13 protein-coding genes are annotated in these 14,017 nt (G+C 75.3%); 6 read left to right on the top strand and 7 right to left on the bottom strand.

Annotated features, from left to right (window positions below; all coding sequences use genetic code 11):
• The coding region (locus ACFXOZ_RS39860) for an NAD-dependent epimerase/dehydratase family protein (RefSeq protein WP_380594917.1) at positions 1 to 1,183 on the top strand (1,183 nt) is incomplete at its 5' end.
• Between the two features lie 147 nt (positions 1,184 to 1,330).
• On the opposite strand, the gene ACFXOZ_RS39865 is transcribed toward ACFXOZ_RS39860, so the two are convergent.
• From ACFXOZ_RS39865 to ACFXOZ_RS39880, 4 genes are all read right to left on the bottom strand, one after another.
• Complete coding sequence (locus ACFXOZ_RS39865; protein WP_380594919.1) at positions 1,331 to 1,717, bottom strand: hypothetical protein; 387 nt, start codon at positions 1,715 to 1,717, stop codon at positions 1,331 to 1,333.
• Positions 1,718 to 1,828: 111 nt separating this feature from the next.
• Positions 1,829 to 3,259, bottom strand: a complete 1,431-nt coding sequence (locus ACFXOZ_RS39870) for a VWA-like domain-containing protein (RefSeq protein WP_380594921.1) — start codon at positions 3,257 to 3,259, stop codon at positions 1,829 to 1,831.
• A complete protein-coding gene (locus ACFXOZ_RS39875; protein WP_380594922.1) occupies positions 3,256 to 4,509 on the bottom strand; it encodes an AAA family ATPase in 1,254 nt (417 codons plus the stop codon). The genes ACFXOZ_RS39870 and ACFXOZ_RS39875 overlap by 4 nt, the downstream gene beginning before the upstream one ends.
• A gap of 91 nt (positions 4,510 to 4,600) precedes the next feature.
• The gene (locus ACFXOZ_RS39880) at positions 4,601 to 5,965 is read right to left on the bottom strand and encodes a hypothetical protein (RefSeq protein WP_380594924.1); all 1,365 of its coding nucleotides are present in this window, start codon (positions 5,963 to 5,965) and stop codon (positions 4,601 to 4,603) included.
• A 424-nt stretch (positions 5,966 to 6,389) separates the two neighbouring features.
• On the opposite strand from ACFXOZ_RS39880, the gene ACFXOZ_RS39885 reads away from it, so the two are divergent.
• The 3 genes from ACFXOZ_RS39885 to ACFXOZ_RS39895 all read left to right on the top strand — a co-directional run bounded on the left by ACFXOZ_RS39885 (position 6,390) and on the right by ACFXOZ_RS39895 (position 8,928).
• Positions 6,390 to 6,902 carry a DUF1772 domain-containing protein gene (locus tag ACFXOZ_RS39885; RefSeq protein WP_380594926.1) on the top strand — a complete coding sequence of 171 codons (513 nt, stop codon included), beginning with the start codon at positions 6,390 to 6,392 and terminating at the stop codon, positions 6,900 to 6,902.
• 150 nt (positions 6,903 to 7,052) lie between these two features.
• A complete protein-coding gene (locus ACFXOZ_RS39890) occupies positions 7,053 to 7,811 on the top strand; it encodes a polysaccharide deacetylase family protein (RefSeq protein WP_380532661.1) in 759 nt (252 codons plus the stop codon).
• 361 nt (positions 7,812 to 8,172) lie between these two features.
• A complete protein-coding gene (locus ACFXOZ_RS39895) occupies positions 8,173 to 8,928 on the top strand; it encodes a DUF1062 domain-containing protein (protein ID WP_380594928.1) in 756 nt (251 codons plus the stop codon).
• 89 nt (positions 8,929 to 9,017) lie between these two features.
• On the opposite strand, the gene ACFXOZ_RS39900 is transcribed toward ACFXOZ_RS39895, so the two are convergent.
• Positions 9,018 to 9,512 (bottom strand): DUF1772 domain-containing protein, encoded by a 495-nt coding sequence (locus ACFXOZ_RS39900; RefSeq protein ID WP_380594930.1) that lies wholly within the window; start codon positions 9,510 to 9,512, stop codon positions 9,018 to 9,020.
• A 280-nt stretch (positions 9,513 to 9,792) separates the two neighbouring features.
• On the opposite strand from ACFXOZ_RS39900, the gene ACFXOZ_RS39905 reads away from it, so the two are divergent.
• Together ACFXOZ_RS39905 and ACFXOZ_RS39910 are read left to right on the top strand one after the other, a co-directional pair.
• Entirely contained in the window at positions 9,793 to 10,935 is a 1,143-nt protein-coding gene (locus ACFXOZ_RS39905) for a GDSL-type esterase/lipase family protein (RefSeq protein ID WP_380594932.1), read from the top strand.
• A 72-nt stretch (positions 10,936 to 11,007) separates the two neighbouring features.
• On the top strand, positions 11,008 to 11,871 hold the full coding sequence (locus tag ACFXOZ_RS39910) for an LLM class flavin-dependent oxidoreductase (RefSeq protein ID WP_380594934.1): 864 nt from the start codon (positions 11,008 to 11,010) through the stop codon (positions 11,869 to 11,871).
• 60 nt (positions 11,872 to 11,931) lie between these two features.
• On the opposite strand, the gene ACFXOZ_RS39915 is transcribed toward ACFXOZ_RS39910, so the two are convergent.
• Together ACFXOZ_RS39915 and ACFXOZ_RS39920 are read right to left on the bottom strand one after the other, a co-directional pair.
• Complete coding sequence (locus tag ACFXOZ_RS39915) at positions 11,932 to 13,053, bottom strand: NADAR family protein (protein WP_380594936.1); 1,122 nt, start codon at positions 13,051 to 13,053, stop codon at positions 11,932 to 11,934.
• 142 nt (positions 13,054 to 13,195) lie between these two features.
• The gene (locus tag ACFXOZ_RS39920) at positions 13,196 to 13,849 is read right to left on the bottom strand and encodes a GNAT family N-acetyltransferase (protein WP_380594938.1); all 654 of its coding nucleotides are present in this window, start codon (positions 13,847 to 13,849) and stop codon (positions 13,196 to 13,198) included.
• Positions 13,850 to 14,017 lie beyond the last annotated feature (168 nt).

Here is a 14,017-nt window from a genome sequence, read left to right on the forward strand (position 1 = left end):
CGCCAGGGCCGCGACCGGCCCGCTCGACCTGGTCCGCACCGCCTTCGGCGAACTGCTCGGCAGCGTCCCGCCCGCCGACGGCGACTTCTTCGCCCTCGGCGGCCACTCGCTGATCGCCGTCCAGCTCGCCGAACGCCTGCGCACCCGCGTCGGCGTGCCGCTCACCGGCCTCGACATCCTGGAGCACCGCACCCCGCGCGCCCTCGCCGCCCTGCTCGCCGCCCGCGAGGAGGAACGCCGCGCCGCCCTCACCCGCGTCGACGGCCTCCACAGCACCGAGCCGCGCACCGGCACCGTGCTGCTCACCGGCGCCACCGGCGGCGTCGGCGCCGCCGTGCTCCAGGAACTGATGGCCCAGGGGCGGCCGGTACGCGTCCTGGTCCGCCCCGAGTCGGCCCACCTGCCGGCCCTGCACGGCGCCGAGATCGCCGAGGGCGACCTCGCCGACCTCGACAGCCTCCAGCGCGCCGTCAAGGGCGTGGACGCCGTCATCCACTCCGCCTGCACCTTCACCGACCACGAGGTCGACACGGCCGCCATGCGCGCCCTGCTGGACGGCTGGTCCGGCGGCCCGTTCGTCTTCGTCAGCAGCATCGACGCCTACGGGCGCCCGCCCGGCACCGAGGTCGCCGAGGGAGGCCCCAGCGGCGCACCCGTCACCGCCTACGGGCAGGCCAAGCTCGACTGCGAGCGGATGCTGTTCGAGACCGCCGAGGCCACCGGCCACGGCCCGGCCACCGTGGTGCGCGCCCCCATCGTCTGGGGCCCGCACCACCGCCTGCGCGACCAGCTCCGCTGGGGCTCCACCGGCGACCTCTACCAGGCCGCCCTGGCCGGCCGCCCGATCGCCCTGCCGGCCGCCGCCGACGGCGAGCCGCAGGAGTGGCACGGCGCCGCCTGGGTGCACTCCGCCGCCCTGGCCCGCGCCCTCGCCGCCTGTGCCCTGCCCGACGGCCCCGCCGCCGGCCGGATCGTCAACGCGATCACCGGGCACGTCTCCTGGGCCGAGTTCGGCACCGAGCTGATCCGGCTGCTCGGCTCGGACAGCGTCCTGGACCTGCGCCCCGACGCCGACCCCGAGCTGCGCCGCCCGTGGCACTACCGGGCGGAGACCCTCGCGGCCGCGCTCCAGCCGGAGCCGGGCGAGGACTGGCGCAGCGTGCTGGCGGCCATGGTGGGCTGACGGCGCCCCCGTCGAGCGGCGCTCGGTCCCCGGATTCTCCCCGGGGGCCGGGCGCCGTCCGGCATCAGCTCCGGTACCGGCGGTCGCCGGCCCTCGGCGCGGCGCCCTGCACCAGCGGGGGCCGACCGCCCCTCGCCGGTCGGCGGCTCAGCGCCGCCGCAGTCGGGCCGTGGCCGCGTTGCGGATCTGCCGGGTCCGGCCGCGCTCGGCGAGGAGGTCGAGCGCGGGGCCGGTCGGGGCCGTCTCGGCGGTGCGCAGCTGGAGCCGGTCGGAGGCGGCGAGCAGCTGCTCCGCCTCCCACGGCTCGCCGAGGGTGACCGCCCGCAGCAGCGCCCACTCGTGCAGGCGCCGTACGGCGAAGCCGTCGGCCGCGGCGGCCCCGGCCAGCTCCCGGTGCCAGGCCGGGAACCCCGGGTCCGTCAGCAGTTCCGCCGCGCGGCGGTCCAGGTACTCGACCACCGCGCCGCTCGCCATCGCCCGGTCGGGGTCGGTGAGCACCTGCGCCACCAGCGCGGCCGCGTCCGGCGGTGCCACCTCGGCGAGTGCCCGGCGGTGGTCGCGAGGCGCACGTGTTCGTCCGGGTGGTGCTGCGGGGGAGCGGCCCCCTCCTCGTCGTGCACGGGGACCTCCTGCCGTCGGGCCATCTCAGCCGATGTCGACCACCCGGGCCCAGCTCGGCGGTGCGTCCGGCCGGTACTCGCCGTTGTTCTCGTCGTACCGGGCCGGGCGCCGGAACCGGCCCACCACCGTACGGCACGAGGGCGCGACCGCCGGCCAGGGCGTCTGCCCGTCCGTCAGCACCACGACGACGTCCGGCTGCGGCCTGGTCCGTAGTGCCGCCGCGAAGCCCGTCCGCAGGTCCGTCCCGCCGCCGCCGACCAGCGGGATGCCCGCCGCGCGGCAGAGCGCGCCGACGGACTGGGGGGCCGCGTCGCAGGACAGCACCGTGACCAGGTCGTGCCGGCCGCCGACCGCCCGGCCGATCGCCGCGACCTCCAGCAGCGCACCGCCCAGCTCCCGGTCCGAGACCGACCCCGAGGTGTCGATCACCACCGACACCCGGGGCGGGCGCCGCCGCAGGCTCGGCAGCACCACGCCCGGCAGCGAGACCGAGCGGCGGGCCGGACGGCCGTAGCTGTAGTCCCCGCCCGCGCCCGGCCCGGAGACCGCCGAGCGCAGCGCCGCGCCCAGCAGTTGGCGCCACGGCTGCGGCGGGTGGAACGCCTCCTCGGCCCAGCGCCGCCAGCCCGCCGGGGCATCCCCGGGGCGGCCCCGGATGGCCTCGGCGACCCGGAAGCGGACCGCGTCCTGTTCCTGGGCGGTCAGCCCGTGGGCGCCGTCCGGGCCCAGCTCCCGCGGGCGGTCCACGCCGTCGGCGCCGCTGCCGCAGTCCAGCCAGGCCAGGTTCAGCCGGCGCAGGTCGAAGCGGAAGCCGCGGACGTAGTCCTCCATCAGCCTCCCCTCCGGCAGGTCGAGGCGGCTCGGCGTCAGCGCGCCCGCGGGCGTGACCAGGCCGTCGCCGAAGGCGTCGTCGTTGATCTCGCAGTCTGCGGCGATGTTCATCCGCAGCCGGTCCGCGGGTCCGGTCAGCCCGAGGCTGCGGGCCAGGCGGTCGCTGCGCCCGTGGTGGTCGCGCAGCAGGTGCGAGACCTCGTGGACCCAGATCGAGGCGAGGTCCTCCACCGCGGTGCGTTCGACGAAGGCGGGGGAGGCGTAGCAGCGCCAGTGGCGGTCCACGCCCATGGTCGGCACCCGGCGGTCCTCCACCAGGTGGAGGGCGAACAGCGCGGTCGCCAGGTAGGGGCGGGCCCGGGCGGCCTGGAGCCGGGCGGCGTACAGCTTGTCGAGGTCCAGCGGGCGCGGGTCCGCCGACGCGGACACCGGGGTCCGCACCGGTAGGGACCCCGGGGCGGTCACCGGTACGGCCAGTGGGCGGGCGGTGAGCGGTCTGCCGTGCCTGCGGACGTCCAGCGGTGTGGCGGCGGGCCGGGCGCTCCAGCCGGTGTCCGGCGGGGTGGTGCCCTTCGGTGTGCTGCCCCCAGGTGCGCTCGCCCCGGGCGTGCGGCGGGTGCTCATCGGCCGGCCGTCACGTCGGTCCGAGCGGCCGTCCGGACGGCCGCCCGGTCGGCCCGCCGGGACAGCGCCACCGTCGAGGCGAGGTGCTCGATCGCCGCCGGGACCTCCCAGTCCTCCCGGCGCAGCGAGGCCAGCGTGGTGGCCGGGACGACCAGGACGTCCGGCGCGCCGGTCGCCATCGCCCGTACCAGCAGCGCCCAGGCCGCGTCCCAGCGCGCCCGCTCCGGCCGGTTGCGCACCGCGGCCACCACCCCGTCCAGCACCACCTGGCGCAGGTCCCCGCGTTCGGGCAGCACGGCGGCGGCCGGGTCGGCGAGCAGCAGCTCCGGGTCCGGCAGGTCCATCCGGTCCATGCTGGCCATCAGTTCGAGCCCCGGTCCGTCCCCGACCGTGCCCCGGACCAGCAGCGACAGCACCTCCCGGGAGGAGCCGGCCGCGGTGGCGAAGGCGATCAGCCGCAGCGTCATGTCCCAGCTGCGCGGGGACGGCCAGGCGCCGCCGCGCCGGGTCTCGCTGGTGGGCAGCCGGTGCACCAACTCCGGCCTGACCGTGAGCAGTTCGCAGACCGCCCGGCGGGCGAACCCGACCGCCGCGGACAGTTCCGCCGGATCCAGCTCCGGCAGGGTGGCGACCGGCCACACCCCGCCGAGGCCGCGCACCACCACCTCGTGGTCGTGCACCCACTGGAGGTGGACGAACCGGTTCGCCAGCGGCGCGCTCAGCTCCCACCCGTCAGCCGCCGAGGAGCGCGGGTTCGCCGCCGCCACGATCCTTACGCCCGGCGGCAGTTGGAGCGAACCGATGCGCCGCTCCAGGACCAGCCGGAGCAGCGCCGCCTGGACGGCGGGCGGCGCGGTCGACAACTCGTCCAGGAACAGCAGCCCGTGCCCGGCCCGGACCAGGCGCACCGCCCAGTCCGGCGGGGCCAGCGGGATGCCCTGCTGCGCGGGGTCGTCGCCGACGACCGGCAGCCCGGAGAAGTCCGAGGGCTCGTGGACGCTGGCGATGACGGTGGTCAGCGGCAGGTCCAGGGCCTCGGCGAGCTGGTTGAGGGCGGCGGTCTTGCCGATGCCGGGCTCGCCCCAGAGCAGCACGGGCAGGTCCGCGGCCACCGCCAGGGTGAGCGCCTCCAGTTGGTCGTCCGGGCGGGGTTCGGTGCGGGTGTCGGCGAGCAGGTCGAGGAGTCGGCGGGCGACGTCGAGCCGGGCGGGGGCGGGCGTGGTCACGGGCATGGGCATGGTCATGGGCATGGGTGATCACCTTGGGGGGTCGGAAGTCAGTGGGTCGTTCGGCATGCGCGGCATGCACGGGGTGCACAGGTCGCGTGCGGTCGAGCGGTGGTCAGCGAGTGGTGGTGGCGATCCGCGGCGGACGGGGGAACGGGTAACCGCCGCGCAGGTGGCTGGGCCTGCCGAACCGGTAGAGCGCGTAGGAGGTCCTGCCGGCCACGGCCTTGGCCCGCCCGTCGACGGTCAGGCCGGAGCGGTAGAGGCCGTAGGCGACCCGGCGTTCGGCGGTCGCCGCGAGCTCGTCCCGCAGGGGGCCGTCGCGCAGTGACGCCTGTCGGCCGAGCAGGTCCTCCACCACGGCGAGGGCCCCGGCGGTGTCGCCGTGGTTCAACCGCTCCCGTACGTCGTCCAGTTCGGCCGGATCGCGGTGCGCCTGGTCGATGGCGCGCAGGCAGGGCAGCGGGGTGCCGGACAGCGCGGCCAGCAGTTCCTCGCGGCGCAGCTGGTCCGGGTCGTGGTCGAGTGCGGTCAGCACCCCGTCGACCACGGCGATCCGGTGCCGGGCGCCGCGGCACTCCACCAGCCGTTGTCCGGCGGGTGGTCGGTCCTGCCGCCCCGGTCGGTGGCCGGGCGCCAGTGCGGCCGCGACCAGGGGGTGCAGCCGGCCGGCGTCGAGCTCCCCGCTGTGCAGCAGGTCGAGGTCGGGCGGTACCCAGGTCGCCGCGTCGGGCAGCAGGGGCAGGGCCCGGAGGTCCCCGACGGCCGCGCCGATGCGGCCGTCGGGGGCGAGCACCAGCCGTTCACCGCGCCCGAGCCGGACCGCGACGGGCCCGGGCGGGAGCCCCTCGGCGCGCAGCAGCAGCTCGGCCTCTGCGGCCCAGCGGTCGACCGCCCGGCGCAGCCTGTGCGGCCCGACTCCGTTGCCCGGTGGGCAGGTTGGCGGACACGAGCCGGCCCTCGTCGCCAACTCACCGCTGCGGCCCGCGTCCCACAGGTGCCGGTGCAGGTCGAGCCGGTAGCGGCGGCTGGGGCGCGGATGGGGGTGCGGGGCCGGGTCGGGATCCGAACCGTCCCAGAGCGCCAGGCTGATCCGCTGCCCGTACTCCGCCCAGGCGGGCGGTGTCCGGACGACGAGGTGCACCGGCCGTTCGCCCGGGTAGCGGGCGAGCGGCACGGTCAGCCCGGCGCGCAGCAGTCCGGCGGGGGCGGTACGCGGCAGGTGCCAGCGCAGCAGGTCCGGCGCCAGGCGGCGCAGGTCCTCGCGGACCCGTTCGGCCAGGGTGTGCCCGTGGGCGTGCGCGACGTCCCGCAGGCGGAAGTCGACCTCGACGTTGGCGGCGGCGCAGGCCCCGGCCCAGTCACCGGCGAGTCGGCGCGCGGTGGCGGTTTCGATCATGGAGGGCGGCACGGCGTACTCGCGTACGCGCCGCCAGAAGGAGAAGCGGGAGGCATCCTCGTTCGCGGTGTGAGTGAGCATCAGCACTCACCTTGGGCGAACGGGACCTCCGATCCGAGAGCAGCGAAAGTGTTCATCGCCGGGGAGCATAGCGCCCGCCGTCGCCGCCGCGCCACCGCTTTCCGCCGCGGTTTCGTCGCGGTCGTCGCGGTCTCGCCGTGAGAGCGGTCCTTCCGCTGCGCGCCCGCTGGGTGTGCTCAAGGACCGCTGGAGGACGGGTCGAGGGCGGTGGTCGGCGGCGGCCGCGCCGTGCTCTGGTGGACGCCGGAGGAGGTACGGCCCCGGGCCCCGGGGCCGGCCCGTGCCGTGGACGCTCACGCATGCGCCTGGGCGCCAGGGGAGAACCGAAGGATGACCGATGCGCTCCAGCCAGACCTCAACTCCCGATCACCGCAACGCTCCAGGGGCCTTCGACGGCCCCAGTCGAGGAGGTGCCCCGTCGGTGGTGCCCGCTGACCGTGGCAGGGCCGCCGGTCCGGTCCTGGTGGGTGCCACCCTCGCGATGGGCCTGATGGCCGGGCTGTTCTTCGCCTTCGACGTGGCGGTGATGCCGGGCCTGGCGGCCGGTGACGACCGGACGTACGTGACGGCGATGCAGCACATCAACACGTCGATCGAGAACGGCGTGTTCGGCCTGGTCTTCGTCGGCGCCTTCGTCGCGACGGGTGTCGCGGCCTGGCTCCAGCACCGGGCGGGCCGGCGGCGGGCGGCGCTCTGGGCGGCCGGGGCGACCCTGCTGTACGGGGTGGCGCTGATGGTCACCATGGGTGTCAACATCCCGCTGAACAACGACCTGGCGGCGGCCGGCGATCCGTCCCGGATCCTCGACCTCGCGGCGGTGCGGGCGAAGTTCGAGGGGACGTGGGTCACGGCCAACGTGTGCCGCACGGTGCTCTGCACGGCGGGGCTGCTGGCGCTCGGCCGGGCGCTCGTCCTGCACGGGCGCGGCGCGCGCTGACCCCGGGCGCTCCCGGCGCGGCGTGCGCGCGGTCAACCCGCCGTCCGGCTGGCCGATTTCGTCCCCTTTCGTGCTCGGGCCGGTCGCGGTGCCGGCGGTCGGCGGCGCAGACTGGTCGGTACACGGCAGTTCCGACACCAGGGGGCAGGCATGGCCTTACGAGCTCTTGGGCGCAGCGGAGTTGGGCGACGGAAGGGTGGACGGCTCCGGGAGGCGGTCGGCGCGCTCGCCGTCGCCGCGCTGGCGGCGGGTGCGGTGCTCGGGGGCCCCGTCGGCACCGCGGACGCTGCTGGGCCGGCGGGGCTCGCCGGTCCCGCAGGGCTCGCCGGTCCGGCCGGGAGCAAGGGCGGCGCCAAGGTCGTCTACCTCACCTTCGACGACGGCCCCAGCCCCGCCTACACCCCGAGGATCCTCTCGATCCTCGACCGCTACGGCGTCCGCGCGACCTTCTTCGAGCTCGGCGAGAACGTCGCCGCCCACCCCTCGCTCACCGCCCAGGTCGCCCGGCAGGGCCACAGCGTGCAGAACCACTCCTGGTCGCACCCGGACCTGCGCCGGCTCTCCGGCTCCTCCTTCACCGCCCAGGTCGGCGACACCGACCGGGTCATCCGCGCCCGGACGGGACACACCCCGACGTGCCTGCGCCCGCCGTACGGGGCGGTGAACGGCACGGTGCGCTCCCGGGCGGCGGCGCTCGGCAAGCAGGTCGTGCTCTGGTCGGTGGACCCGGCCGACTGGTCCAGGCCGGGGGCGGCGGCGATCCGGTCGCGGGTGTTGAACAACGTCCGCCCTGGTTCGGTGATCCTGCTCCACGACGGCGGCGGGGACCGCAGTCAGACCGCGGCGGCCCTGCCGACGATCCTGTCGACCCTCAAGGCGCGCGGGTACCGCTTCGCGACCCTCTGCTGACCGGGCCCGGCCCAGTCGGCCCGGCCCGGGGTCGACCGGGGCTGACCAGGCGCGGCCCGGCCCCGACCGGGCCCGCCGGGCCTGCCGGAAAACCGGTTGCCCGCGGGCCGATCCCCGACCACGATCATCCGCATGGACTTTTAACGGCTACCACGTAGCACCAACGAACCCTGTCGCGCGATCGACCTCGGAGCCTGACGGCTCGGTACCGAGGCGATGACCCGCGCCCACGTGTGCATCCGTTATCCCGGGAGCGCCCGCGATCCGCCCTGCCCTGCCCTGCTCCGGCCTGCCACGGTCGGGGCCGCTGGGGGCGGGGCCCGTGGGGCGCTCCTGCAGAGTCCTGAGAGCAACCACCACCATGAATACCGACCGCAAGGCCCGCTGGGCCGTGCGTCAGTCCGCCCTGCCCACCGTCGTCCGGCCCTGCCCGGACTGCCCCGGCACCCGGCACCGCCCCTCGGGGAAGATCCGCGTCAACGCCAGCGGGAAGCTGCTGGACGTCTGGCTGCTGCTGAGCTGCGCGGGCTGCGACCGGACCTCGAAGGTGCCCGTCCACGAACGCGCCCACGTCTCCTCGCTCGACCCGGCCCGACTGGTGGCCTACGAGACCAACGACGCCGCCGTGGTGCGGGAGTTGGCGACGAGCGCCTCGCTCGCCGCCCGGAACTGCTACCGCCTCGACTGGACCGGCACCTGGGAGCTGGAGGTCCGGACGCCCCTGCACGCGCTCGACGACCCGACGCCGCTCACCGTCCTGGTCGCCTTCGAGCTGCCCGTGCCGGTCCGGGTCGAACGGCTGCTGATGCTCGGGCTCGGCCTCAGCCGCACCGCCGTGCGGCGGATGGTCGAGGACGGGCGGATCCAGCTGCCGCCCGCCCTGACGCCGACGGCCAAGGCGCACCGGGACTTCGCCCTCACCCTCCGGCGGCCCGCCGCGGTCCGGCGTGCCACGTCGGCCGGGGTTGCCGCGCCCGTTCCGGCTGCCACGACTGCGGACCTCGGCCGCGTGGACCTGGGCCGCGTGGACCTGGGCCGAGCGGACCTGAGCAGCCCCCGGGCGGCCTCCCGTACGCCGAGGCGTCGGCCCCTCGTGGCGCGGGTCGCGGGCGGGTAGGGACGAGTACCGCCGCGCCTCCCGTGCGGCCCACCGGCCGGTGTTGCGCCGGTGGGCCGCACGGGAGTCCGGCACGGTCGACGGGCCGCTCAGTGCGGCCCGTCGAGGACCAGCGCCCAGGCGAGACAGCCCAGTGCGGCCGTGCACAGCAGCGCGCGCAGCACGTTGAAGCGCACCCAGCGCGCCTCGAAGCGGGTGCGTACCGCCGTCGGGTCGGTGATCCGCTGCGGCGCCCCGGCCTTCTCCAACGCGTCGTTCAGCGGGATGTTGACCGCACGGGTGACCACGAGCGCCGCCCCGTACAGCACCAGGGCGGCGATCGTGGCGGGCAGCGCGCGGTGACCGTCCGAGGGCAGGTGCAGGGCGACCGCGGCAGCCGTGGTGAGCAGCGCGCCGACGAAGCCGAGCACGAACCAGCCGTTCAGGATCGCCACGTTGACGCGCTGCATGACTTCGATGAACGTCCGGTCCTCGACCCGGGCGAGCGCGGGCATCACCGAGCACGCGTAGGCGTAGAACAGCCCGGCGGTCAGTCCGCAGGTGACGGTGGCCGCCACCAGGACGAGTGTGCGTGCCGTTTCCATGTCCGCAGCCCCTCTGCTCACCCGTGTCGCTCGTGCCGCTTGCGTCGCTCGTGCCGCTCGTGCCGTTCGTGCCGGAGTTCCGGTCCGGTCCGGCCCCGCGGGCCCGATCATCCGGCATCCGGTCCGTTCGGACCAGCTCGACCGCTCAAGACTCCCTCAAGCCGAGAAGCACCGGATCCCTGCTTGCACCTACATAGGCTTTCCATTTGCCTAATTCATCTAGGCAATCCCATACTCATCATAGGAAGCAGAGCTCCACACCGCAGAACGAAGAGACGCCATGATCACCACGCCCGCCACCGAAGCCCTCCTGCACGGCCACCTGGACGTCGAACACACCGGCCGCGGCCTGATCCCGCACCGACTGCCCGCCCGCGCCCGCCGCCAGATCCCCGACGAACAGCTCGCGATGGCCCAGTCCCAGCCCTCCGGCGTCCGGCTCACCTTTCGAACCCGCGCCACCACGCTGGCACTGCACACCGTCCCCACCAAGCGCGCCTACCCCGGCGTGCCCGACCTGCCCGACGGTGTCTACGACCTCCTCGTCGACGGCCGGCAGACCGCCGAGGCGACCGTCCCCGGCGGCAACCTGCGCACCATCGACCTCGCCACCGGCCGCACCACCTTCACCGAAGGCCCGCCCGGTACCGCCCACTTCACCGGCCTGCCGGCCCGCGACAAGACCGTCGAGATCTGGCTCCCGCACACCGAGACCACCGAACTCATCGCCCTCGACTCCGACGCGCCCCTCACCCCCGTGGCCGCCGGAACCCGCAACCGCTGGCTGCACCACGGCAGTTCCATCAGCCACGGCTCCAACGCCACCCACCCCACCGGGACCTGGCCCGCCCTCGTGGCCCTCGCCGCCGGCCTCGACCTCACCAACCTCGGCTTCGGCGGCAGCGCCCTGCTCGACCTCTTCACCGCCCGTGCCATCCGCGACACCCCCGCCGACCTGATCAGCCTCAAGCTCGGCATCAACGTGGTCAACGCCGACGCGATGCGCCTGCGCGCCTTCACCCCGGCCGTCCACGGCTTCCTCGACACCATCCGCGACGGTCACCCCACCACCCCCCTCCTGGTCGTCTCCCCGATCCTCTGCCCCGTCCAGGAGCACACCCCCGGCCCGCTCGCCCCCGACTTCACCGCCGGCACCCTCCGCTTCCGCGCCACCGGCGAGCCCGGCCCCGGCCGCCTCACCCTCACCGTGGTCCGCGACGAACTGGCCCGCATCGTCGAAGCCCGGGTCGCGGACGGCGACCCCAACCTCCACTACCTCGACGGCCGCGCCCTGTACGGCGAGCCCGACCACGAGATCCACCCGCACCCCGACGCCGTCCACCCCACCCCCGAGGCCCACCGCCTGATCGCCACCCGCTTCACCGGCCTCGCCCTCACCCCGGGCGGCCCCCTGGCACCCTGACCCCCTGACCCGCCCGACCCCGCCGGTCCGAATTCGATTGCCACGTCGCGGTCGGCCGCGCATCCTGCTGGGATGCGGTTCTCCGTGAACATCCCCAACTTCGGCGACTTCGCCGACCCCCGCAACGTCGCGACCGTGGCCGCCGCCGCCGAACAGGCGGGCTGGGACGGGCTCTTCGTCTGGGACCACGTCCTGCACCGACGGCACCAGGGCCGCCCCTTCGGGGACCCCTGGATGCTGCTGACCGCCGCCGCGCTGGCCACCTCCCGGATCCGACTGGGTACCCTGCTCACCCCGGTCCCTCGCTACCGTCCGCAGCAACTCGCCCGCCAGGTGGCCACCTTGGACCACCTCAGCGGCGGCCGGGCGATCTTCGCCGCAGGCCTGGGCGGTCCGCTCGACGACGAGTACCGCAGCTTCGGCGACCCCGCCGAGCCGCGCGTCCTCGCCGAACGGCTCGACGAGGGGCTGGAGTTGCTGGGCCGCTTCTGGTCCGGCGAGCCGGTGGACCACCACGGCCGGCACTACGAGGTCCGCGACGTGACGCTGGTGCCCGCCACCGTGCAGCAGCCCCGTCCGCCGGTGTGGATCGGCGGCTTCTGGCCGCGCCGCGCGCCCATGCGGCGGGCAGCACGGTGGGACGGCGCGGTGCCGCTCTTCGAGACGGCCCGGCACGGTCACCCGCCGGACGTGACGGAGGTACGGGAGCTGGTCGGCTACGTGTGCGAGCACCGTACGACCGGGGCCGAGCGCCCCTTCGAGTTCGTGCTCGGCGGCGCCACGCCCCTGCACCCGGCCAGGGCCAAGGACGTGGTCGGCCCGCTGCACGACGCCGGCGCCACCTGGTGGGACGAGCGGCAGCTCCAGACCGGCCCCGACCTCGACCGCCTACCCCCGGTCCTCCGCCGCATCGAGGCGGGGCCGCCGGTCATCTGACCGGTGCCGTTCATCTGACCGGTGCCGCCGGGGATCCCCGGGCCTCCCCACCCGATCCGGTCACAGCCCGGGGATCCCGGCCCGCCGTGCGTGCAGCTCGGAACGGACGAGTTCGAGGAGACGCCCCGTCCAGTTGCGCCCCTGGCCGGCGTTGTCGCCCCAGAAGGCCGAGTGCAGGTCGTCGTAGACCAGGGTGCCGTCGCCCGTCGCCAGCAGGATCTCGGCTAGCTCGGGATGCTGCTCGTACTTGGCGCGCAGAAGGCGCGTCATGACGGCGGTCCGCAGGTGCTCCCAGCCCTCGCGGCGGGGCGCCCCGGCTGCCACCTTGTGTGCGGCGGAGGCGGTCCCGGCCGTCGCGACCGCGGCCCGGACCTCGGGTTGAGCCACCGACAAGGCCCAGTAGGCGTGGGTGACGGACGGGTAGTCGGTCTCTCCCACCGTGATCGGAGCGGGGTAGTCGTTGCGCAGCCCGAGCCTGCCGGGATCCTCCACCGGTTCGTTCGGGGACAAGCGGCAGAGCCGGACCGCCGGGGCGTGCGACGCCACCGGCCCGTCCGCCGGGACACGGGCGGGCCGCTCGGCACTCCAGTCCGCCCGCCCCTCGAAGTACGCGAGGGCGCGGTCGTAGACCTCCTGCGTGACCGGCGGTTCGCCCGGCAGGTAGGTCCGGCCGCCCGGTCCGGCCACCAGCGCGCGCAGCGGGGCGTCCTTCCGATCCATGTCGCCCAGCATCCGGCACCGCTCCGGGGCCGGCACGGCCATGAACGCCGCCCGGGCCGCGGCCCGGTTCTCCTCGGTCCGGTCGGCGAGGAAGACCTCGACGGCGGCCAGGCACCGGCGGGTCGAGTCGGGCCGCCCGTTCAGCAGGTCGACGGTGTCGCGGACCTCGGCGACCAACTGCTCCGGAGTCCGCCAGCTCCGCGGCCCGCTGAACCTCCACTCCGCCAGCTCGTCCGCGGAGGCCTCCCCACCCTCGCGCAGGCTGGTGGCCACCCACCCGGTGCGCACCTTCTCCTCGAACTCCTCGACGGTGACCAGGCCCCCGCAGTCGATGAGCCCGTCCGCATAGATGAAGAGGTCGATGAGGAAGTGGTGGCCGCCGTTGCGGATGAACACGTGCCGCCAGGTGCCGGGGACGCGGACGCCGTCCGCCGTGCGATGGGTGATCCATTTGCCGAACATCCCGAGATTGTCCCCGACCACGGCCCCGGCCCCGACCGCAGCCGCAGCCGGAGTGAGCACCTGGCCGGCCGCGGCTGTCCCACCTGCTCCCGCCCACCCGCACGCCGAGAGGCCGAGCCGTTCGAACCTGCCCCGTGAGCGATCACGCGCCCGCTGACAGTCCGAACATCGACCGGCAGGGCGCCAGCCCGCTGACCGAGACGGGGACTTCGGCATGGGCCTCCCAGCGGTCGCGGGTGAGCCGGAGCCGCCTGTTCGTCACGGGCCCGCCGCGCACCACGTGACGGTCGACGCCGTCGAGCTCATAGCCGTGCTTCCGGGACACGGCGAACGAGGAGGCATTGTGCTCGAAGGCCCCCGATGTCGCCTCCAGCGCGTCCAGGCCGGCGAAGGCCAGGTGCAGGACGGCGGCGCGCATCTCGGTGCCGATCCCTTGCCGCTGGTGGCGCACACCGAGCCAGGAGGCCGTGGTGACCTCCCGCAGGACGGCGAAGTCCCGGGCGGCGATGGTCTGCAGGCCGACGACCCGGCCGTTCTCGAAGACCGCCAGGTTCAGGGCCCAGTCGCCCGGTGACCAGTTCCCCCGGCACAACCAGTGGTGCTGCACCACGGACCGTGCCCGTTCGGCCGGAGGAAGGTCGGTCCACGGCACGAGGAAGGGCATGCGGTCCGGCTGGTGGACGCCCTCTGCGGCCAGGTCGGCCAGCTGGGCCAGCTCGCGGTCGGTGGGGAGCCGGAGCTCCAGGCGGGGAGTGGCCAGGTGCAGTCCCAGCAGCGGCCAGTGATCGATCAACATGCGCCATTGTCGAGGACGGCGGCGGCTGCGGTCACCTGGTTTCCGGGGCCCGGAGCGGCGGTGAGGGCCCAGCGGCCCTGCCTGCGGGAACAGGCAGGGCCCGCCTCGTGCCGCTGTGGGTGGCGGTGCGGGGCGGGCCCGTGGTGCGTGGGGTGTGCGGGGTTTAGC

The sequence above is a fragment of the Kitasatospora sp. NPDC059160 genome (genome assembly GCF_042755465.1).
GTDB lineage: Bacteria > Actinomycetota > Actinomycetes > Streptomycetales > Streptomycetaceae > Kitasatospora.